We start from the raw sequence: 21543 nt of genomic DNA on the forward strand, positions 1-21543 counted from the left end.
TTAATCAAGATAACAGTGTTGCTGCTTTTGTTTTACAAATTACCCTTTGATGTTTTTCCGAAATATGTTAACCGTAAAATAATTTATAAAGAGTTTGATTCTAAAATTGAAATTGCCTTTGGATTTAAGAGAATCAATTGCATTCGTCCAGATACGCCACCCGAAGTTAAATAAATATAACCAAGCTCACATAGATAAGCAAGTGCCTTATTTAATTGATTAACAGAAGAAAACATGGCATTTGTTTTTTTATAGATTACTTGTTTAGACAATGTGATGTTATCTGTCAGTTGTGCCACTTTAATTATTTTATCTAACAATAACTGGGCTCGGATGCTAAGTTTGCCATTGGAATCCATTGAGCAGCATAATTTAAAATCAATTGGATCTATCCAATCAGTTTCAGAAATACATAATTTGTTATTACAATTAATATAAAAAAATGATGGGTGTGGAACATTAGTTAGTGCAGATGCTAAGAAATTGTTTTGTTTTTTCATACATAAAGATCTCCTGATTTTTAAATATTATATTCCGAAAAACTCCATATTTTAATAAGGATTTGAAATGAAATTAAAATTTCAGAGTGAATATTAGAAACTAATAAATAACTGGATTTTTCATCAACCACAGCACAAAATTTCACGAAAACCTGACTTGTCGGCTTTTTCATGGGATTTTCTTTAGAAGTTCTACATTCAGCTCATGAAATTTGAGGTGTGTCCATGACAGAAAGCTATGTAGAAGAATTGATCTATCTAGCAACCTCTTGGTCGAAGACTTGTAGCATTTTTCGGTCCACTCCCCGATCTAATGAGCTGTTCATTTCGAATACTTTTTTTACAATTTTTGGTGGGAGATTTTAATTCACGCGATTATCACGTCCTTTAAGAAACGAGGCACCTTGAGGAATTTTATTAAAGAAGCGGAAGATGATTTTGACTTTGATAAATGAAATTTTAAGGGATTCAAATCTAAACGATTCGTACATGTCTGATCAAAGTAGAGAGCATATTGATATATATTTAGATGGTTACGACAAGACTGTATTCTACTAGAGAAAAATAGAATGCCTTTAATTCTTAGGTATTTGAAGTCACTAAAAGACTCTGATTAAGAGCATAAATATTACAAAATAGTCCCCAAAAATGTGATGTGAATTAGATATGTTTTTTTGATCATTTTAGGGGTTTCCCAGAGATATTTGTCTGCTCGGAAGCCTTGTAATTGCACGTATGAAACATAGACGTATCATGGCCTTATAAAGGTTTGGGGTTATGAAGTCGTTCATACACTTAAAAGGGTATACTTAGCTATACCCTTTTAAGTGTATGAAACGATGGTTAAATAGATTAAAAAAATTAGAAATATATTATATGGAGGCAAAGAGTATCAGAAGTTTGGATGGGCATTAAATAATCCAGAAGAAGGAACAACGGTAGATGATTATATAAATTTGAGTTATTCAATTTATGATGAGAATGGATAATTAATCTTTGCCACTATTAAAAATCGCTATAGCCTTCTATCATTTAAAATGTAAGGCAAATATTAGTAATGCCATTTACATCATAACAGATAGCTAGATCCCTAATTATTAGAGAAACCGCTTCATTTGAAATCCTAAATGATGTCGAATAGATACTATTGAAAGTACTTATTTGCCAATATGATAACTAATAATAGTTACTATAAATAATGCTATAGTAACCATTATTGGTGACTATTCAGAATCCCTTCTGTAAAGGGAAGATGACCAGTTTAGTCAAGTAGCAATATGTTTAATATTATCAATTGAAACTATTGGTTACTATAAAAAAAGCCAGTAATGGTAACCACTATTGGTAACTATTCAGAATCTCTCCTAATGGCAAACATTTGGTTTTAGTTATAGTAAATAAAGATTTCTTGATAGAGAAACAGAATTATTGAAAGATTTTATAAAAGCATATTCTTAGTATCTATAAAAAGTAAAAATCGCCACTTAGATTCTAAGTAGCGATTTTTTTATTTTACATAAGGTTGTAGTAAAACATACAGCCCCTTTTTTTGATCATCTGATAACTGTTGGATGATATCAATTAATTTGTCGTCGATTGTTTTAACTTCTACAGGAGAGACATCTAATTTTAAGTCCATTTGCTTTTCGACCATAGCAAAAAATTCAGTTAGTGTAAGTTCAAATACTTCACATACATTTGATAGTTGTGCAAAGTTTATATCAGTGACACCGCTTTCTAGTCTCGAGATTGAGGCCTGAGATAGTGCGACCTTATCGCCTAATTCTTGCATACTCATATTGTTTTGTTTTCGTAAACTTCTTATTGTACGTCCGATTGAGACAGCATTCATCGTCCTATCAACTCCAGTTAGTTAGTCAATTTAAGCGTACAATTATTCCGTTTTACAATCAATATTTAATGTTTTATACTATTATTGAGAATTCTAAAAAACTGCATAAAAGGAGATGGCAATTATCGATAATTTTAATGCAGCAATGCAACAATTTTTGAATCAACGCGTTGATGGAGTATTGTATGAAATCAGTTCAAACGTAAAAAAAGAAGGTTTATCGCAGAGTATCGATAAATTGCTAAATCAATCTAATTTATCCTTGAATAAAGAGGCAAAGGATGAATTTACAGAAAAAATTCATGATTTAGTGTTTGAGTATCAGCATAATATTCTGCAGCAAATTTATCTAGTTGGCTTTCTGGATGGATTAAAACTTGATTCTAAAATGAAAGAGGTCCAATAAATGCATAAATGGTATAACGGTCAAATTACAATTCAGTTAAGTACAATTGTTGAGGCGCAAGAAGAAAGCACAAAAGAATGCAACTCTGCACACGATGCTATCGATCTCGATTTTTTAACTGATTTAAAAGAGTTAGTGAAGGCTAAGGGCTACACTTCAAATTTCGTTGGCTTTGATTTGCAACTTGCTGGCGATGCTACTATGACTGACATTGAAGAGTTAGATAAAACTGTTCGTCAAGCTAAAGCGAAGGAAGATGTAATCCGAGGAAAAGCCACTGTTACTAAAATTTATTTTTAATACGTGGACGTTAAACAGTCACTTTCTGTTGATTGTTTAACGTTTTTTATTTAAAAATTTATTCATTCATATTACAGATTAAAATAATCTTAGAAGGATAAGATACTAAAAAAATTCAGGAATTAGGAGAATTAGAGGGTGATGGCAATTCTAGTATTGAAGAATAAAAGCAACAATTTGAAAAAGATTTATTATACATATATCTGAAAAGAGAAGATTTAAAAGAAGACGAGCTTTTTTCACCATTTTTAAATCAAGTTTTTATTTTAAGAAAAATAATGCCTTTTGAATTTATAAAAAGTAGTATGTTACATTCATAATTTACTAGCAGGATACGTCATTTGGACCGGTGAAATTATACGAAAACAGCCTAGGTAACCTTTACGTTTACGGTGTGCTGAAGTAGAAGCATAAGGCTGCTCAAGATATGTGTCAAACAACAATTCGAGCGTTTGTTTGATACCAAAGTAGTTTGTAGTTTTCATGTTAGTCTCCTAAATTAAATATAAAAATTCCTTTGGCCAAAAGTGAAAACATTCTACTTGATGAAAATTCATATTGTTTTGAAAAAAATTAAAAATGAATGAAATTTCGTTGTAGAGGGATATTACTCATAAATCATAAAGGATGTGGATTTATGAGAATTGATTTAACAGGTCAAAGATTTGGTGCATTAGTGGTTATTAGAGCAGTAGGTAAAGATAAAGACGGCTCAATAATATGGGAATGCATATGCGACTGTGATTTATCGAAACCATGTGAAGTCAATGGTGTAAAGTTGAGGAATAGGAACAAAGTAAATTGTGGTTGCATTCACGGAAACAGTGCAGATTTGATAGGAGAACGATTTGGGAAATTATTAGTGATAGGATTTAAACGAGATACTGTTAAAGGCATTTTATTATGGATATGCCATTGTGATTGTGGTGAAAAAACTATAGTAAAGACTAGAGATCTAACTAGTGGAAGTAAAAGTTCGTGTGGGTGCCTAAAATCTCCAAATCTAAATGGACAAAGATTTGGGCGTTTAATTGTTCTTGAAAAATTGAGTAAAAAGAAAAATGGTTATTATTTGTGGAAATGTATATGCGACTGTGGGAATTCAGTGGAAGTAAATACGCAAGATTTAAATGGTGATAGGAAAAAAAGTTGTGGTTGTTTGGAAGGGGAATATGAAGACTTAACAGGTACTAAATGGAATAGGTTAACGGTAATAAAGCTTGCTGAACATAGAGGTTCAAAAGATGAGTTGTTGTGGGAATGTAAATGTGAATGTGGGGAAATTAGTTTTGTTCCTAGGGATAAACTTTTAAGTGGTCACACCAAATCTTGCGGTTGTTTAAAAAAAGAGCATAGAGCAGAAAAACATTCAAACTGGAAAGAAGGTGTAACACCGATTTCAAAAAAATTTCGTAGAGCCATTAAACCTTGGATACAGGCTAGTTTAGAGAATTATGATTTTAAATGTTTTATTTCGGGTAAAGGTGGAAAGTTAGTAGTTCATCATTCCAATGAAAAACACCCTTTTTATAAAATTTTAGAAGAAACCTTTGAAGTATTAGGATTTGAAATTAAACCGAACATCGGAGACTTCACATTACAGCAAATAGAACTACTAGAAAAGAAATGCATAGAGTTACATTTTAAATATGGATTAGGAGTTCCGCTCGATAAAGAGTTGCATGAAGAATTTCATGAAACATACGGTTTTGTCAGTTGGACTGAGGAAGATTTTAAGATATTCGTGGAATCGAAAAGAAAAGTTTTATTATAAAGATGGGGTAAGGCCCAGGCCCCCCCATCTTTTATCGAGTTTACAAATTAACATCTGTAATATTTTGAAAGAAAGGATACTTCTAAACACATATCGATATTTAATTCAAGTTCTACCTATTTAAACTACTAATGAGATTTCGGAATTTTTACAAATCCTTGAAAATGTAGGAATTCCAACTATAATTAAAGTTAGTATTGCTAGTTCTATATAAACGAATACATAGGAGGATATTTATATTATTTGTAGAGGCAACCTGTAAATGTAATGAATTATCTTTTACAGACACAAAAAGATTATTATGCACCTGCATTTTCAAAATATTCCAAGATGGCCAGGAAACCGAATGAACACACCCAAAAAGCCTGGTTACAAGGGATTCTATGAGTGATGAATTAATGAAATTAATTTAGCGCCTCAACTTTCGGTTTCCTAACCAGTCAAAATTGCTTCTCATCCCATTTATTCAGATATATAACCAGTTGTTACATTTTCTAATGAAACAAAGGGAGAGTGGCGATAACTGATATGAATCTCGTTATTCTTCTCAAAATTAATTAGCACTTCTTCAAAATACATTAGGAAGAATACTCTTAGCTCAGTATTTTTTATGGGCTAAAGTATGATAAATGGTCTGAAATAAAAACGTTATGGGCTATGACACCTAAAAAAGAAATAGTGTGGGGGTGGCCAATTGCATATACAAAAAGTAAGAATTATATCCAAGAATATATGTTATGGTTCAGATTTTCCAGAAGATGAAGTAGAACAGCGTTTGACTAATCTACTAGTAGTAAGGATGATTTGCAGGGCAGTCTTCTACTGTGAAATATTTGCATTTCGAAAACTTAGAAAGGAGCAACTATAATGACTAGATTTAATAATGAAGTTTACGAGGCTCTAGTTAATGATTTAAAGACAGCCTCTGGACCATTCTTAATATCTTCAATAATTAGTTGAATACCTTCTCGTTTACTAACGTTATTATGAAATGCACTAGTAGCCTTATCAGCTCGCCATGCAATGATTTCGAGATTTTCCCTTTCAGCTAATAATTGAATTTGGCTTTTTTGGATTTCTAATGAGTGATTATCGTTCTGTTTTTGATCGGAATATCGTAAATACCCGGCAACGTTTAGTTTTGTCATGAGACCTTATCCTCTTCTCCATATGATGAAAGGAATAATTCCACATGTACATAAACTTTAACTTTATCAATAAGCAATTCAGACAGTCGCTGAAGGTCTTGCTGTGTGAAATCTAATGTAAGCTGTGATAAAAGCGAATGAATTTCTATAAATTCATTCCCCAGTTTCTGTAGACTTTGTAAATCCTGTTCTAAGTCATTGTACTTATCTTTTAGTAATTGTATTTTATCTAATAGCTCTGCTATAGCAGGTTTTCTTTTTATATCAATAGTGCATAGCGTTAGAGAATTATCGAGGAATTCAGATTTAGTTTTCTCTAATTCTTTTTGTAGTTTTTTATTTTCAGCTATGATGCGTTTAGAAATAATGTTTCTTAAATGTTTGGTGGAAATTGAATGGATGTGTTCCAATAATGTTTCTTTAACTAAACTATTTAACTCTTCAACAGTGATTGAAAGTTTGTCGTTGGCTTTTGCATAAACAATAGTTAAAGATTAGACAGGGAAAATAGGCTTGATTCCACTTAAATGGGATCTAAGCCTATATCATAAACCCACCAGCACCCTTGTGTTGCCTTATACATTCGACGCATTGTGAATGCTGTGCATGGCTCACTTTGAACGATGATGATTAAATAAAATCCGCGAATCTATAATAGACGCGCGGAGCACAATCTTCTTTAATCTCTATTTTTGCGATGAATCTATTGAGAATCTCTGTTGGGAGATTCTCGAAGTTCATCGCTTTTTTAAATTCTTCATGTAATTTAATTAGTGTTTCAACATTAATTTCGTTTGTTATAACACCATCATGTTTAGCTAGTTTGTCTTCAAGCTCCTGTTTTTCAGCTTCCTAACCTAGTGCGAATAGGCGATATTCGTCGATTGTAATTAAGTCATCAGCAAGCTTTGACAGCATGTTAGTAATACGCTTTTGTATATCTTCAAGCTTACGCTGTTGCATTTTGATTTGTCTTTGGATTTTAGAGGTCTTGTTAGCTAATTTGTTCTCTAATTTATCGTGGAATGCATGCAGATGTATTGATTCTTTTAGCGAGACTAGATAAATCTTTTTGTATGACAGCGACAAGGAATTTAGGCGGGATATTGATAATAATATTTTTATTCGAAAACTAGTAATGCTAGAAATGTTGTAATACAAACGTAATCAGGTGATTTATAAAAGCTAAAATACCTCCTTCTGTAAAAGGACTGTTTAGATTTTCAAGAAATACATAAATAATGGAAAGTGCGTGGTAAAATATAATTAAATTGTATTTAAGTTGGAGGTCAATATGAGTAATCCATTTTTAGAATACTGGCGAAGTTTAGATTTTTCTAATTGGAATGAAATGGATGTGAGAGAGGAATTTATAGCACCATTCTTGAAATACTTGGGATATGGGAAAGGTACTATTCATGATGTCTTAAGAGAAAAGAATCTTAAACTAAAGCATGCTTTTAGCCGAGTTGGGAGAACTAAGATTCAGATTGATTATATACCTACAATACGTTTAAAAAGCTTTTGGATAATTGAAGCTAAACCTGGCAACAAACCAAGGATGGATATGGGAGACTTTTTACAAGCACACTTATATGCGATTCATCCAGAGATACAAGCACGTTTCATTGTATTAATAAATGGATGGGAAATTCGAGTTTATGATGTACTCACTGTTACAGATTGGGAGGATGTACTTTATATTTGTAATCAAAATTGTAGTGAACAAGAGTTTGAAGAAATGACAAAGAGTCTTGAAAGCAAAAACATGCTAAGGTTCTTAAGGGAACAAATAATGGCACAAGTAGAGAATAGCTTTTCTGTAGAGTTAGACGAAGCGGAAATTGATAGATTTTTTAGTGAGATGAACTCTAAAAAGCATAAAATGAAATCTCAAGTTAATGAAAATGCTAGAGAATTTAGAAGAGCAGCATGGAAAAAAAGAGATGAGGATTTTGATAGGTATCTTAGAAATCTTACATTAAGAGAGCTATTGATTATTTTAGACATTCCAACGAATAGAACTAGACATTTTTCTAATGAATATTATCGTAGAATCGTCGAAGCAACTCCTAAAGAGCAGGCACTTTTATTAGACGAATTGGTGAAACGTCACAGAAGTAGAGTTAATCATTCTATATTTTATGTGCATAGCTTAACAGTATTGTTAATGTTATTAACTAAAGGGATAGAGATTGAAAAAACACAGTATCATAACGGTGTATTAGATACGTTTAACGAATTTGGAACTTTTAATGTGAAATATGGCAACGAAAATGATTCAAATTATGCTAGAGGTTTACTGGATAATGTTTGTACTAGAGTAGGCTATAAATTAACTTTAACGTTCAGTACTAAATATGTAGATGAAATTGTTAAGAAACAGAAGCAAATTATGAATATTGAGGAGCTTCTTGCAAATGAACCAAATATATATGATAAAACGCTGCCTATAATTAATCAGACAATAGAGATGCTGTGGAGAGAGGGCTTGAATTCTTCAAAAACGGTTGCCGATATTTATAATTACATTGATTTATTAAAGTCCTATGAAGAGAAGCTTGAAGAACCTTTTAGAAAAGTGAAAGAAGAAAATAAAGGAGATTTATTATGGTTTGAATCCTATAGTAGAGGATTTGATATGTTATGGATGGGAACTTGGGATATTCTTCAAGGCTCATTAGAAATGTTAATTGGGAAAGGAGTACAACAAGAAATTATTGATTTTGCAAAGCTTGATAGACAGGATGTCTTAAAGAAGATTCCAATGATATAAAGTAACTTTCTTTTGTTTTTAAGTAAGTAGATTATCATTTTGTATAACCATATAATCAAGTATGTTTGAATCTATAGAATTCATTTATTCGGTAAAAAAGCATTAGACAATATGCATTAGGGAGTGTTAAATGAGGCTTCGTTAATCCATCTGCCGAAAATCCCTTTACCGAGATGATTTAATGATGAGGATATTGGAGTAATGATTGGACAGCTATGAAGAGTGCATTATTTGAACGAAATAGCTAATTAAAATTACAAAATAGTTGGGCTAAACATACTATATAAATGTAAATGTAGAGGAAATAAAAAATGGGAAATTTAAGAACTATGTTTGAAAATATTTCTAAATTAGGGCGATTCTTAAGAGAAGAAAGGATTCAAAACTTCAACGGTTTTTTTGTGTTGTTTCTCATAATTATAGCTATTGGGATGGTTGGGTTAAAGATTGATAACAATGTTGGCGAATATTTGATAATGTTTTCAGTATTTTTATTTATAATTTTATTTTATGTGACTATACCAATTGCATTATCAAGAGACTTTAGATTTAAGAGGTACATTTTATTTGGACAACGAAATAGTTTTTCTGGAATATTTAGAGAGTTTTCATTTTATTCATATATAGTTTCATTGATTTGTGTTTCTACTATAATGTGTATTCCTACGATTGGTTTTTCCTTTGGATTATATTCTTTAGGTATAAATTTTTTAATGGAATGGATAGTGAAAAATGTTTCGATAGTATTTTATACTATGGTGTCTATAGAATCTGTCCTTTGGTTTGCATACCATATTGTTTATGAAACAGTAGATTTCCAAGAAATTAAAATAAAATTAACATTATTTTCAGCTGTTGCTGCTACTCTATTAATTCTAATTGAGCTTAATATATATTTAAAGGATTTCAAATTAATACTTACATATTTAGCGGGGAGTTTTTTTTGGATTAGTTTTTTAATTGAATTAAAGATTAAACAAGATTGTAAATCTGACAATATAAGTTAATCTTGATTATTCATGAAGGAGAATTTTATAGATGAAAATAGGGAGAAACGAATTTTACATTTGTGGTATTGGGAAAAATACAAGAAAAGCTATATTGATAAGGCTGATAATCCTGAATACTTAAACTGGAACATTTTCTTGAAAACTTCCAAAAATTAAAGAGGGATAAATATATAAAATAATGTATTTTTAATGATAAAAGTAGCAATTTAGAAAAATAATTAAAGCTCATTCAAAACAAAATAATAAAATTTAAAGAGAATATCTGTAAATGGACATATATATGCATTAAATGTACGATGACTCTCCGTTGTTTCTACAGCAAACTGGCAGAAGAATAGCTACTACTTTCACAGGATTAATTTGTTGCTTGGAGTAGTGTAATGAGTGAAGGACGAATTTTCTATGGTGGAATTCGTTCTTTTTTCAATGGGTACTTTAACTGTAAAAAAGTTATGTGAAGATAACACTCCGAACATTGAGAGGTTATCCGTTGTTGGAGTTAGTTTAATAAAGCTTGTAAGACCAAATCTTAATTTGAAGGGATTTGTTCTTTTTATATTGAATATACTAACTTATAACATATTTATTTGTTATATGGGAACATAGAAGTTGTAGACTTTATTGGAGGGAACTTTTATGGAAGATGAAAATCGTTCGATAACATACTTCAAAATGCATAAAAATCTTACTACAGATTTGAAATCGGATGAAGATTATTTAAGGTGGTCAGAAAAATGTCTTAACGAAGCTAATGCATATTTTGAAGTATCATTTAGATGTAGGGATATGATTCATAATGATTATAGAAACGCCTTTTTAACAAATGTTTCATTTGCTTGTGAACTATATTTAAAATATTTGCTTTTAATTCAGAATATTGATTGCAGAAAAGAACATAACCTCTATAAATTATTTAAGAAACTACCTGAGAAAATTCAAGATGATTTAAAGAGAAAGCACCCTTGTGGGAATATTTCAATAGATGAATTTGAACTAGAACTTGATGATATAGGTCAAACATATATGATTTTCCGTTATATGTATGAACGAGGGAATATGGTATATAATTTTCAGTTTTTGATGGAATTATTATTTACACTTCATAACTTAATTCATAATAAAAAAGGTGAGTGATTTTTATTTATCCTTTTTGAAGTAAAGAAGCTATAATGAAAGCTGATGAATATTATATTGTTATATCTAATAGAAGCTAATTGTTGTTCAATAATAGGGCGCGATTGTGGAAAAAGCAACAGTTGAAGACGAATATGAAAATAGGCTCAATTTCACTATAATAGGAACCGAGCCAAGATAATTAAACCCACCAGCACCAATGTGTTGCCACATACACTCCACACATTGTGAATGCTGTGCGTGGCTTGAAATAGAATAAACAAAGGCGACCTTAGAAGAATCGAGGGCACTGAAAAACATATAGTTTTTATTGTTGAAAGAGTTTTAACTAAAAAAAGATCACTTCTTTTTCATATTGAACAAGAAGTGATCTTTTTTCTATTCTCCATTACTATTTTTTTCTTTTAAACGTGTAATGATTCGTTTCAAATTCACCGCGAAAATGGCTGTTGCACCTTGTATTTCCATACCAAATAGACCCGAAGCTACTGCCGAAGAATCTGAGGTCGCTTTACTTAATTCCGTATTAAATTAAATCTTTCCCCATTGGTCTTTAAATCCAATTAGTTGAGTTGTTTTGCATATTGATAAACCATCTTTAGTTAAGTTCAAAGTATAATTTCCAGTGGAAGTAGATTTAGATTGGATTAGATTTTGAATCTCTTGATTTGAAAATATATAATACTCAAAATTTGTAATTCCTTTTGGTGTTGTACAATCACTAATTACTAAAACTAAATTATCAAAAGCATTAACTTTAGCTTGGGATGATTTCAAGATAAACATATCTCTTTTTGAATCTCCAACTCTTTGAATATGCTTTACTTCAATTTTTTTGTGGGGATTAAGAAGTTGTAAGTCATATCCAGCTTGATTTACAGTTGCGAATCTTACAGTATGACCTAATGAAACGAGTTTAGAAAATACTAAAGATTCAGCTAACGAACCACTTTGCTTTCTTGTTAAAACTTTCATAGCTAAAACACCCTTTTAGTTATATATTACCTCATATCACTTTGATTGTTAAATTTATATATCCGATATAAAAAGCAGACGGTTTAGAAGTGCGATAATGCACCTCTAATTGGCCGTCTGCTTTTACTTTTATTACTTTAATGAATCGAGTTAAAATTGATGGAGTAATTTTAGTTATCGGTTCGTTGATTTTGAATTGTTTTAATACATAATCTTTTAAATCATTAATACTACATTTAGTAGATGCTGCTTCATGTTCTAAATCGTTTAATTGTTGCGTTAATACATCAATAGCAGGATTTATTTTAGCGACTAATCCATCATATGCATCTTGATCAATTTTATCGTCTAATAATTTATCTAAAGCCTTTTGCTTCTTTTCTTTTAATTGAGTTAGCTCTGATTGTAATTTTTCTCTTGGTGATACTTGAAAAATAATGTACCATCTTATAAAGTAAGTCCATATTCAGGAAAAAAAGTATGGTGGATTTGTAGTATATGTTCGAATGAATGGGAAGCTACAGTAGATAATAGACAAAGGGGAAAAAATTGTTCGAAATGTAGTAGTTGGACAGGTACATCATTTAGTGAACAAGCAATTTGTTATTATATGAGTACCTCAAATGTAAACCTTTGATCATTACCAAAATCCGCATATACATCCGCAATTTGATTTGTCTTAGTGATTCGTTCTTCTAATGCGACATAGGCATTTGGATATTGCTCTTTTAACCAATTATAAATTGCTAATTTACCTCCAAGATGTTCCTGTGTTTCAGGCTCCCCAACAAAACTACATTCAACATGAGCTTCATGGTAAAAGTGATGTATACGCTTTGGCCCTCCACGAAAGAAGACTTGCTTTTGGCAGTTTGGACAATAAAGTTTTGTTGTAGCGGATAAAGACTTTAAGCGTACCTTATCATCATGAAAGGCAAATTTTTTCTCCCTGTTTTGATCGATTGCTACGAACATTTGCTCACCTCAAATAATAAGACAAATTAGGTTCTTCTAATATGAAAAATGGTGCATGATTAAACTAAATGGGATTATCTACTTGTATCTTGTAAGTACGTGTTATAGCGAAAATACATTAATAGAAAACCTAAGAGGGCTAAGACTTGAATTATGCTTTTATTATATATTAAGTATAAATATGGTAAAATATAATTATAAATTTATGTTAATTAGAAAGTAACTTTGCCTAAATCCATTCTATAAACTTGGAGTGATATGACATTTTGGGAAGATTTAATGGAACTAGTTAAATGATATTTTTCGTGTAAACTTGTCCATGCGATTGTCCGTTATTTTGGATTTGGATGGATTATTACCACCCAGCCATTATAAATTTTGGTTAAATATACGATGTTAAATTATTTTAATGCGACACTAGTGAATTTAGTTAAATTATTAAACGTTTGTTCGGAGGTGAAAAATAAAAAATACTGATAATTCGAAAGTGATATAGTGAAATTTGAATTAAAGTAAAATATAGGGAATTCAAATGGAGTATGTGTCTTGTTTTATAGCTGCATTTATTTGGCCAACAAATTTTTAATTCTTGGAGGAATTGCTCATGCAGACGATATTGAATAGTAGCTTAAGAGAAAAAGCTGGCTCTGATAGCTATAACAGGTTTGAATATCAAGCTCATTGGATTGTATATCATATGATACAAGAATATAAAAATGGAAATGATTATATTATATTTTGTGAATTTCATGATGATATGGCTAAATCGAAACAAGGTGAAAGTTGTGCGGAATTTTTTCAAATAAAGACATCTGCGAAATATAAAGAATGGTCTTTTTCACGTTTATTTAATAGGACAAAAAAACAAGATGGAAGTTATAAACACTCATTTCTAGGGTTTATATTTTATAATTTTTTAAACTTTAAAAATGAATGTAACAAATGCCACTTTGTTTCTAATATAGGAATGGATACTGAAGTTTCTACGTGGCAATCCGTAATTGAGGACAATAAAGAATTGAAAGAAGTAAATCCAGATTTATATAAAAAGATTCGAGAGTTGCTTTTATTAGAGTATGCGAATATAGAACCAGATATTTTTAATGAATGCTTTGAAAGTTTTGTTCAAAATACTTTTTTATATCAAGGTGATTTATCTTTGGACAACTATGAAAAAATAGTTGCTGGAGAATTTTTTCAAGCATTAGATAACAAGGATATATACACTTCAAACAGTAATAAAATTTTGAGAGATATAATAGATGAAGTTAGAAAGAAAAGTAAAACTCTCATTAAAACGCCTATTAGCTATACAAGTCTTGTAAGGAAAAAAGGGGTTTCCTCAGAGGTTTTTTCTAAACTGAAAAAAGTTATGTCAAGTTCGGATAGTAACTTATATGACAGAATAGAATCAGAACTTTCTAATAGTCTACCACCGATAACTTACAAACTTATTATTAGGTTGCTTAAAAAGCATCATCAAAAATTATTGGATATTAATGATTTATTGTATCAGGAAACTACATTGAACTTAGATAATATAATAGATGAGGTTCTAATTGAAAATATCACTGATATTGGAAATGTACAAGTATTGCTAGAGCATATTAAAAAGAAATTTAAAGCATCAAAAACTATCAAACATCCAGACTTCAATGACCTATTAGTGGAGGCCATATTTTATGAAAAAACTATCTAATGTCGAAGTATTAAAATATAAAAGATTAATTAGAAAATTAAGAGTGAAAGAAGAGTGTAGAAATGAAAAGGTTCAAGCTCGAGAAATTAATAGTAATAAGTGATTCAGAAAAAAAATCTAAGGAAATTAGTTTCAGCGATGGTTTAAATATAGTTATAGGTGAAAATAAAACAGGGAAATCCTCATTGATTAAAAGTATTTTTTATACTTTAGGTTGTGAGTTGAAAATGGAATCTAGTTGGAAACGTCTAATCAATCTTTTTTATTTGAAATTTAAATACGGAGAATACTTATATGAACTTATTAGAGTAGCTAAGAGATATATATTATTTGAAATAAAGGATGAGGAAGTGCATCTTCTAATTGATACATCAAGTTTCCACGAGTTCTGTGATTTTCTTACCTTAAGTATATTCGAAATTGATTTTCCTTTCATTACAAATGAGTTAAGAGAAATAAATGTAACTACACCTATTCTTTGGAGATTTCAATATATTGACCAAGACACTGGGTGGGGGAAAATAGGCGAAAGTTTTACAAATATGAGATATATAAAAAATTGGAGAGAACATAGTAATAAATTTGTAATTGGGTATCAGGCTGAGGAATTTTATAAGACAAAAAAGTTAATCAATATCTGTCAAGACGAAGTGAAAAAATTAAAAGTTAAACACGAAAATATAGAAGAATTAATAAGTCGGATCAATGAAAAAATAAAAATTAATGAATCGAAGAATATTATTGAAAATGTTGAACCGGTTAATTCTCTTCTCAATAAAATTGATTTTTTAGAAAAAGAAAGCTTTAGACTTAAAGAGAGTTTATCTAAACTAAAAAACTTAAGATATGAAAAATTAATGTCACTAAAAATGTTAGAAAATATGATTAGCGATCTTGAATTAGATTTTGATTTTGCAAAAAATGAATCAGATGAATTAATTTGTCCTTTTTGCGGAACTAGCCATCAAAATACGATTGTACACCGTACTGAGATTGTAAAGGATATTCAAACAGGTAACGAATTAGTAAAAGAACATAGAATCGAACTTACTAAGTTAGAAAATGATATTCAAGAAACTTCCCATGGACTTAAGAAACTCCATGGCGAACTAAAAATAAACAAAACAAAGTTAGAAAAAGAACGTGATGGTATATCTTTAATAAATAACTATAAGACTGAAGGAAAAAAAGAATTTATTAAGATTAGTAATGAAGAAGGAAATCTAATTCAAAAAGATATTGAAAATAAAATAATTGAAATAGAAAATTATAACGAAACATTAAGTAGTTATAAATCTAATAAGAGAGTTAAAGAAATTAAGAATGAATTTAATGAACATTACATACCTATTTTAAATTTATTAAACGTACCAACAACATTTTTAAAATTAAAAGATTTTGTTCAAGTATTGGACAATACAGGTAGTGAATTGCCAAGATTAATTTATGCTTATCATATAGCTTTATACAAGTATAACTTATCAAAGGATAGAGGAATCTTTAGTTGGCTAATTGTAGATACACCAAATCAACAGGGGCAAGATAATCAGAATTTGAAAAATATCGATAAAGTCTTAAGTGAGGTCTTAACAAAAAAAGGTCAATTTATTTTAGGTACGGAGAGACCAACAGGTTATGAGGATAGAGCTGCTAAAATAATTAAATTAGATGGATATAAACAAACTTTAGATAGCAATTCATATTTAGAGCATAAAAAGTATATTGAATGGTTAATACAAAAAACAGAGATATCTGTTTAGTTGTTTTTAAGGTAGTAATGTAAGAGATATTTGTATGCAATGAACCAATGTTTTACTAATCCTTAACCAAGTCGATAAGTTGCTTTATTTTCAGTCTTTTTTAACTAATTATTTTTACTTCGATAGGTGAAAAATTAACTTATTGAAACTACCTTAAAAAAGATTTTTGTGGTAATATTTAACACATGGGTTTTAACCTATAGCGTGTGTAAATATACACGCGTCCCGATAATCGGTATAGGGCATTCGTTTCGATGATTTATAATCAAATTATAGACGTTGAAACCGAATGGAGGATAATGCTAATGAATCTCTTAACGCAACTATTAATTGACTTATCAGTTTATCCAGCAGTCTTATATTACATATGAGACTGTTAGAACTTTAACCTATCTTGTCAAGATAGGGAGGCGGTTGAACCTTATTCCTCCTTGTCCACCGCCGCAGGAAATGGAGGAATACCTACTTTATGGAAGAAAAAGTTTTTTTTGAAAAAATGGTGACAAAAGAAAATATTAAAAATGTATTTGACGAGTATATTGCTCTAAAGACTGATAATTTAACTGAAGAAAATAAAGTGAAAGTTCCAAAAGGTCTAGATAACACTGACTATAATTTATTTCAAAAAACACTTCCCCATCAAGTTGATATGATTTTCAAAAGAATTAGAAGAGGAAATTATTTTTTTTATCCTTTAAGAGAAATAGAAATTTCAAAAGATCCTCAATTAAATATAAAAGAAGCAAAGAAACTTGGGAAAACAAGAGTGTTATCTATAGCTACTATAAGAGATGTAATTACTCAAAAGATGTTATATGATTTCTTAAGTCCAATTACAGAAAAAGAATTTAGTCAATTGCCTTATGTTAGTTTTGCATATCGTAAAAACGTAAATGCCCAAAAAGCAGCGCAAAAGGTATACAAAGAGCTAAATGAAGGGTATGTTTACGCTTTAGATGCTGATTTAAAAGGTTTTTTTGATACTATACCTCATGATAAACTTTACGATCAAATTCAGATTTTCTTTAATGATATGCCAAAAATCCAAAAAATTTTATATCGTTTTATTCATGTTGATAAAGGATATAAAAGAAAGAATAGAAATAGGATTATAAGAGTAAAAAGAAAAGAAGGAATTCCTCAGGGAGGAATTATTTCTGGAATGCTTGCGAATATTTATTTACATCAATTTGACCGCTGGGTAATTTCGGCTTTAAAAGCTAAATATAATATCAGATATACTAGATATGCAGATGATTTTATTATTTTAGCAAAATCTGAAGATGATATTATTAAAGTAAAAGAAGAATGCGAAAAATATTTAGATAGTATTGAATTAATACTACATCCAAATCCCGAAAAAACTAAGATTAGCAAGGTAAATAGCAAGAAGGGTATAGACTTTGTTGGATTTACAATATCAAAAAGCAATATTGGTATAAAAAAATCAAATGTTCTGAAATTCCAAAAAAGAATTGAAGATATTTTAAAAACGACGGACTTTAGTAAAAGGAAAGCTTTGGAGCTATTAAAGTTAAGATTAAGTTATAAATACTTTGGAAATGATTATAAAAAATTTAAATGCAAAAATTGTGGTGAATTTGAAAAAACAAGAAATTGGATGCGATTTTTTTTAATTATTACAGATTATAATCAATTAAAAATGCTGGATAATTGGGTATACAAATCTATCAATTTTTATTACTTCCAGGCGACAGGAAAGAGATTACCTAAAAAACACTTAAAAAAATTGGATTTTCCATCTTTAGAAAAGCTTTATTATGAATATCGTAAGCAGTTAAAAAAAGAAACTAAATCTTGTAAGTGTACAATTATGGATAAAGTTTTATACGCAACAGAAGATCCTTACAAGGAGTTGTTTAATATATATTCATAATTAATTCATTTTCTATCTTATTGATTATGTATACTGTATTTTCCTTTAATATAGCTTTGACTAAGTAAATTATTATAAACTATTAGTCTCCGTAAGCATTTTTAGCAAACCTTATTAATTCCTTTGTAAGAGCTATTTTTGACCCTCAAAAAAGCCCCTCAAACATTGATATAATAAGGTTTTTCTGTTATATAGACTGAACACCCGCCGTCTCCATACATAAATTGACTACAATCAGAGTAATATATGTAATTTTAAGTGTATTTTTGCCGATATGGCAAGGATATACTTATTTTTATTTTAGGCAAGGTTCTACTTAGAAAATTCATACATATTAGTAACCTTATATTGGTGCTACAGCTTTTATATGAGCGGTATGTTTACAGAATAAAGAAAATTCAACTTAATTTAATTGCCACCTTGTAACGTATATAGTTATTCAACAATCGAGATTATTAAATAACAACTCATCGCTGAATTTTATCAAACATTGATCTGGTAGTCTGTATAGAATCTCGTGGATAAGAAAAATAAAAAACAGATAGAACGGTATTAATAAATAATACTAGTTCTACCTGTTTCATTGATCAAACTTTTCTTTCCTCTAACGATACCTGACTATTAAGCTACTGTTTTTGCCTGTAATAAATTGCGATAATCCAGTAAATGCTACACCATTCATACAATATTCATAAAGGAAATGATGTTTGCAGGGCATCCTGTGAATGTATTTGAGAATAAATAGAAAATCACTATATTAATAGATAGTGACATGAAATTAATAAACGAAAATGGCATAAGACGCTTTGTTATAAATGAAAGCCCTCAAATGATTTTGACAATCACTAGCATCGGTTTAAAATAACCTGTCGCCTCCATCGTACTCATAATTATTTTACGCCTGGCACCCAACCAACATTACGTTTCATCATGTTCATTAGTGGCTCTGGAATGTTATTATCACGACTCATATCCATTTCAGTAATAACTGGTTCACCAGCTGCTACTTTTTCTACCCAGTGGGGTTCAATTAATAGCTCGCGACCAAGTGCAAGTAAATCCGCACCTGTTTCCATCGCTTCTTTCGCATCTTCTGGTGAATAAATTGAACCAACGCCTATAAACGGTACACGACCGTCAATCACGCGTTTTAAAATTTTAATACGGTTTTCTTTTTCGCCGCTATAACGACGGGCTTCTGCACGGAAATCACCTAATGAAATGTGTAAGTAATCGAGCTTTTCATCTGCTAAACGATCTACTAATTGAACTGTTTCATCTAGAGTGATACCGTCTTCTTCAGGTTCTTCTGGGCTAAAACGATAACCCACGATAAATTGGTCATCAGCATATTGCGCTTTTGCACGGTGTACACTAGCGATAATTTCTAATAAGAATGTCATACGTTTTTCAACAGAGCCACCGTAACGGTCTGTACGTTTATTTGTAAGACCTGAGAAGAATTGTTGTAATAAATAAGTATTGGCACCATGGATTTCCACTCCGTCAAATCCTGCTTCAATTGCGCGACGTGTCGCTTCACCAAATGCTACGACTATTTCCTCAATTTCTTCTACCGTTAATGCACGAGCCATACCACCATCTGCTGCGATGGTTTCACTTGCGCTTACGACATCGCCATTTGGCACAAGATCACGTACTGCTTGGCGACCGCCATGATAAATTTGTAAAATTGCTTTTGCGCCTCCGTCGTGAATAGCATCAGCAATACGTTTTAAGCTCGGAATATATTCATCGCTATGTGCCGAGATTTGACCTGGGAAGCCTTTCCCATTAGGAATCACGTACGCACATGCTGTAATCACCGCACCGACGCCATATGAGCGCTCACGATAATATGTAATCTCCGCATCTGATACCGTATCATCCGCATTTGCTGAGTAAGTTGTCATTGGCGCCATTAAGTAACGATTACGAATTGTGACGCCGTTATTAAAAGTAAATGGTGTTAAAAAAATTGTCATATTATTCACTCCTTCTAAAATAAGAGTAAGTTTATCGGATTTAAAAGTCAAAGATCGTGCTTTACAATATTTTATTTCCTAAATCATAATGAAAAAAGCAGTAGAAAGGATAATTGTATGGAGTGGAGTTTACAATATTGGAATCCTACTTAATACTGTATTGAGAAAGAGGGATTGGAGGATCAACAAAAAAGACTAAAACCTATTAGCGTAGAGGAGGAATTAATAATAAAATCATTCTTCACACCTTGATTAAAGACTTGATATAACTCATCTAAGTTGATCTAGCTTCTATCTTTAAATAAAAAGGACATATGAAATTTGAAACTATTAATATGGAATATTTTTAATTCTTTAAGTATTGTGGATAAGACAGATATATTTTATTTTGCTTCTTTTATAATCTTCTCTACTGCAGGCACATCTGCAGGGGCGAAATTTAACTGTGTAAGTTTATCTCGCGTAACCCATTTCGTAGCAGCATGTTCTAATGCGTTCGGTTGTCCATCTTCTAATTGTGCTTTGTATGTTTCGAGGCGAACAATTACTCTGTCATATTCATATGTAGTATCTTCTACTTTTGCACCTACTTCAATCGTACAAGCAAATTCCTCCTGAATTTCTCGTTTTAACGCTTGTTCAGGTGTTTCTCCAACTTCAATTTTCCCGCCAGGAAATTCCCAATAATTCGCCAAATCCATTTCTGGACTTCTTAGCGCACAGAAAATTTCATTTTTATCGTTTTCGATAATCGCACCAACGACATGGACAGTTTTTTTCATAATATACCACCTTTTTTCTTTTTAATAATTTAAGTTTAGCTTATTTAGTAACTTTTACATAACATATTTTCGAACTACATAAAGCGATAGAACCAATAAAATGATTAGCACAAAAACAATTACCATTGGATCATTCTTAAAAGCAATACCGCCTAATGTGACTAAAATTGCCCCCTCATGGGATTCTTTTTTGCCTTATTAAGGGTGTTTAGCAAAGGGAGTAACTTATAAAATTACTGTGGTTGCAAGGGGTATATACAACCTACATTTCTAAATATCCCTTTTACTTTGAATAAGGAATAACAAGGTTCATTTAAAATTTGAACCAATCCATGATGTTTTGACCATTGAAAAAGAAGCATAATTTATTTATTATTAAAAATAAAATATACTGTATATTCTAAAAATACAAACAAGAATACTTTGTAACTAGGAAAACGATGAAAAAAAGAGCTTATTATAAAAAATAACCTTAAATACTAAGGATATGAATATTTGAAAGTTTATATAATCTGTTTATTTTGTAATGAGTAGATTAAAATATTTACCCCATAGATAATTCATATATAT

General features: G+C 30.5%; 19 protein-coding genes. 10 read left to right on the forward strand and 9 right to left on the reverse strand.

The window, feature by feature from the left end; genetic code table 11:
- Window positions 1-83 precede the first annotated feature (83 nt).
- Both ACIQXI_RS14255 and ACIQXI_RS14260 read right to left on the reverse strand, forming a co-directional pair.
- The gene (locus tag ACIQXI_RS14255) at window positions 84-500 is read right to left on the reverse strand and encodes a hypothetical protein (RefSeq protein ID WP_402926083.1); all 417 of its coding nucleotides are present in this window, start codon (window positions 498-500) and stop codon (window positions 84-86) included.
- Window positions 501-2007: 1507 nt separating this feature from the next.
- Window positions 2008-2352, reverse strand: coding sequence for a helix-turn-helix domain-containing protein (locus ACIQXI_RS14260; protein WP_048390943.1), 345 nt, complete (start codon window positions 2350-2352; stop codon window positions 2008-2010).
- Window positions 2353-2467: 115 nt separating this feature from the next.
- Between ACIQXI_RS14260 and ACIQXI_RS14265 the strand changes: the two genes are divergently transcribed.
- Both ACIQXI_RS14265 and ACIQXI_RS14270 read left to right on the forward strand, forming a co-directional pair.
- Complete coding sequence (locus tag ACIQXI_RS14265; RefSeq protein WP_402926086.1) at window positions 2468-2758, forward strand: hypothetical protein; 291 nt, start codon at window positions 2468-2470, stop codon at window positions 2756-2758.
- Window positions 2759-3058, forward strand: a complete 300-nt coding sequence (locus ACIQXI_RS14270; protein ID WP_402926089.1) for a hypothetical protein — start codon at window positions 2759-2761, stop codon at window positions 3056-3058.
- A gap of 314 nt (window positions 3059-3372) precedes the next feature.
- Here ACIQXI_RS14270 and ACIQXI_RS14275 read toward each other — a convergent pair whose 3' ends face one another.
- Complete coding sequence (locus tag ACIQXI_RS14275; protein WP_402926091.1) at window positions 3373-3543, reverse strand: hypothetical protein; 171 nt, start codon at window positions 3541-3543, stop codon at window positions 3373-3375.
- Window positions 3544-3695: 152 nt separating this feature from the next.
- Here ACIQXI_RS14275 and ACIQXI_RS14280 point away from each other — a divergent pair, with 152 nt between their 5' ends.
- Window positions 3696-4832, forward strand: coding sequence for a hypothetical protein (locus tag ACIQXI_RS14280; RefSeq protein WP_402926093.1), 1137 nt, complete (start codon window positions 3696-3698; stop codon window positions 4830-4832).
- A gap of 890 nt (window positions 4833-5722) precedes the next feature.
- Here ACIQXI_RS14280 and ACIQXI_RS14285 read toward each other — a convergent pair.
- A complete protein-coding gene (locus ACIQXI_RS14285) occupies window positions 5723-5980 on the reverse strand; it encodes a recombinase family protein (protein WP_402926096.1) in 258 nt (85 codons plus the stop codon).
- A complete protein-coding gene (locus ACIQXI_RS14290) occupies window positions 5977-6390 on the reverse strand; it encodes a hypothetical protein (RefSeq protein WP_402926099.1) in 414 nt (137 codons plus the stop codon). The genes ACIQXI_RS14285 and ACIQXI_RS14290 overlap by 4 nt, the downstream gene beginning before the upstream one ends.
- An 884-nt stretch (window positions 6391-7274) precedes the next feature.
- Between ACIQXI_RS14290 and ACIQXI_RS14295 the strand changes: the two genes are divergently transcribed.
- The 3 genes from ACIQXI_RS14295 (at window position 7275) to ACIQXI_RS14305 (ending at window position 10900) form a co-directional block, all read left to right on the forward strand.
- Complete coding sequence (locus ACIQXI_RS14295; RefSeq protein ID WP_402926102.1) at window positions 7275-8756, forward strand: hypothetical protein; 1482 nt, start codon at window positions 7275-7277, stop codon at window positions 8754-8756.
- Window positions 8757-9067: 311 nt separating this feature from the next.
- Complete coding sequence (locus tag ACIQXI_RS14300; protein ID WP_402926104.1) at window positions 9068-9763, forward strand: hypothetical protein; 696 nt, start codon at window positions 9068-9070, stop codon at window positions 9761-9763.
- Window positions 9764-10402: 639 nt separating this feature from the next.
- Entirely contained in the window at window positions 10403-10900 is a 498-nt protein-coding gene (locus ACIQXI_RS14305) for a HEPN domain-containing protein (RefSeq protein ID WP_402926107.1), read from the forward strand.
- Window positions 10901-11431: 531 nt separating this feature from the next.
- Here the strand turns inward: ACIQXI_RS14305 and ACIQXI_RS14310 are convergent.
- The gene (locus ACIQXI_RS14310; RefSeq protein ID WP_402926108.1) at window positions 11432-11875 is read right to left on the reverse strand and encodes a hypothetical protein; all 444 of its coding nucleotides are present in this window, start codon (window positions 11873-11875) and stop codon (window positions 11432-11434) included.
- A gap of 427 nt (window positions 11876-12302) precedes the next feature.
- On the opposite strand from ACIQXI_RS14310, the gene ACIQXI_RS14315 reads away from it, so the two are divergent.
- Window positions 12303-12512, forward strand: coding sequence for a zinc-ribbon domain-containing protein (locus tag ACIQXI_RS14315; RefSeq protein ID WP_402926110.1), 210 nt, complete (start codon window positions 12303-12305; stop codon window positions 12510-12512).
- On the opposite strand, the gene ACIQXI_RS14320 is transcribed toward ACIQXI_RS14315, so the two are convergent.
- Window positions 12482-12850, reverse strand: a complete 369-nt coding sequence (locus tag ACIQXI_RS14320) for a competence protein CoiA (RefSeq protein WP_402926111.1) — start codon at window positions 12848-12850, stop codon at window positions 12482-12484. The genes ACIQXI_RS14315 and ACIQXI_RS14320 overlap by 31 nt on opposite strands.
- Window positions 12851-13454: 604 nt before the next feature.
- Between ACIQXI_RS14320 and ACIQXI_RS14325 the strand changes: the two genes are divergently transcribed.
- The 3 genes from ACIQXI_RS14325 to ACIQXI_RS14335 all read left to right on the forward strand — a co-directional run bounded on the left by ACIQXI_RS14325 (window position 13455) and on the right by ACIQXI_RS14335 (window position 18206).
- On the forward strand, window positions 13455-14549 hold the full coding sequence (locus ACIQXI_RS14325; protein ID WP_402926114.1) for a dsDNA nuclease domain-containing protein: 1095 nt from the start codon (window positions 13455-13457) through the stop codon (window positions 14547-14549).
- A 62-nt stretch (window positions 14550-14611) separates the two neighbouring features.
- The gene (locus ACIQXI_RS14330) at window positions 14612-16309 is read left to right on the forward strand and encodes a hypothetical protein (protein ID WP_402926116.1); all 1698 of its coding nucleotides are present in this window, start codon (window positions 14612-14614) and stop codon (window positions 16307-16309) included.
- A gap of 469 nt (window positions 16310-16778) precedes the next feature.
- A complete protein-coding gene (locus ACIQXI_RS14335; RefSeq protein ID WP_402926118.1) occupies window positions 16779-18206 on the forward strand; it encodes a reverse transcriptase domain-containing protein in 1428 nt (475 codons plus the stop codon).
- Window positions 18207-19096: 890 nt separating this feature from the next.
- Here ACIQXI_RS14335 and ACIQXI_RS14340 read toward each other — a convergent pair.
- Both ACIQXI_RS14340 and mutT read right to left on the reverse strand, forming a co-directional pair.
- A complete protein-coding gene (locus tag ACIQXI_RS14340) occupies window positions 19097-20191 on the reverse strand; it encodes an NADH-dependent flavin oxidoreductase (RefSeq protein ID WP_402926120.1) in 1095 nt (364 codons plus the stop codon).
- 383 nt (window positions 20192-20574) lie between these two features.
- Window positions 20575-20973 (reverse strand): 8-oxo-dGTP diphosphatase MutT, encoded by a 399-nt coding sequence (gene mutT, locus ACIQXI_RS14345; RefSeq protein ID WP_402926123.1) that lies wholly within the window; start codon window positions 20971-20973, stop codon window positions 20575-20577.
- Window positions 20974-21543 lie beyond the last annotated feature (570 nt).

This window comes from Lysinibacillus sp. NPDC097195 (assembly GCF_044762075.1).
Classification (GTDB): domain Bacteria; phylum Bacillota; class Bacilli; order Bacillales_A; family Planococcaceae; genus Lysinibacillus.

Excerpts from the sequence above, each read along its gene's own strand:
- ACIQXI_RS14275 (WP_402926091.1), bottom strand. The coding sequence starts at position 3,543 with ATGAAAACTACAAACTACTTTGGTATCAAACAAACGCTCGAATTGTTG.
- ACIQXI_RS14305 (WP_402926107.1), top strand. The coding sequence starts at position 10,403 with ATGGAAGATGAAAATCGTTCGATAACATACTTCAAAATGCATAAAAAT.
- ACIQXI_RS14340 (WP_402926120.1), bottom strand. The coding sequence starts at position 20,191 with ATGACAATTTTTTTAACACCATTTACTTTTAATAACGGCGTCACAATT.
- ACIQXI_RS14270 (WP_402926089.1), top strand. The coding sequence starts at position 2,759 with ATGCATAAATGGTATAACGGTCAAATTACAATTCAGTTAAGTACAATT.
- ACIQXI_RS14325 (WP_402926114.1), top strand. The coding sequence starts at position 13,455 with ATGCAGACGATATTGAATAGTAGCTTAAGAGAAAAAGCTGGCTCTGAT.
- ACIQXI_RS14300 (WP_402926104.1), top strand. The coding sequence starts at position 9,068 with ATGGGAAATTTAAGAACTATGTTTGAAAATATTTCTAAATTAGGGCGA.
- ACIQXI_RS14265 (WP_402926086.1), top strand. The coding sequence starts at position 2,468 with ATGGCAATTATCGATAATTTTAATGCAGCAATGCAACAATTTTTGAAT.
- ACIQXI_RS14320 (WP_402926111.1), bottom strand. The coding sequence starts at position 12,850 with ATGTTCGTAGCAATCGATCAAAACAGGGAGAAAAAATTTGCCTTTCAT.
- ACIQXI_RS14260 (WP_048390943.1), bottom strand. The coding sequence starts at position 2,352 with ATGAATGCTGTCTCAATCGGACGTACAATAAGAAGTTTACGAAAACAA.
- ACIQXI_RS14280 (WP_402926093.1), top strand. The coding sequence starts at position 3,696 with ATGAGAATTGATTTAACAGGTCAAAGATTTGGTGCATTAGTGGTTATT.
- ACIQXI_RS14255 (WP_402926083.1), bottom strand. The coding sequence starts at position 500 with ATGAAAAAACAAAACAATTTCTTAGCATCTGCACTAACTAATGTTCCA.
- ACIQXI_RS14295 (WP_402926102.1), top strand. The coding sequence starts at position 7,275 with ATGAGTAATCCATTTTTAGAATACTGGCGAAGTTTAGATTTTTCTAAT.
- ACIQXI_RS14310 (WP_402926108.1), bottom strand. The coding sequence starts at position 11,875 with ATGAAAGTTTTAACAAGAAAGCAAAGTGGTTCGTTAGCTGAATCTTTA.
- ACIQXI_RS14335 (WP_402926118.1), top strand. The coding sequence starts at position 16,779 with ATGGAAGAAAAAGTTTTTTTTGAAAAAATGGTGACAAAAGAAAATATT.
- ACIQXI_RS14330 (WP_402926116.1), top strand. The coding sequence starts at position 14,612 with ATGAAAAGGTTCAAGCTCGAGAAATTAATAGTAATAAGTGATTCAGAA.
- ACIQXI_RS14285 (WP_402926096.1), bottom strand. The coding sequence starts at position 5,980 with ATGACAAAACTAAACGTTGCCGGGTATTTACGATATTCCGATCAAAAA.
- mutT (WP_402926123.1), bottom strand. The coding sequence starts at position 20,973 with ATGAAAAAAACTGTCCATGTCGTTGGTGCGATTATCGAAAACGATAAA.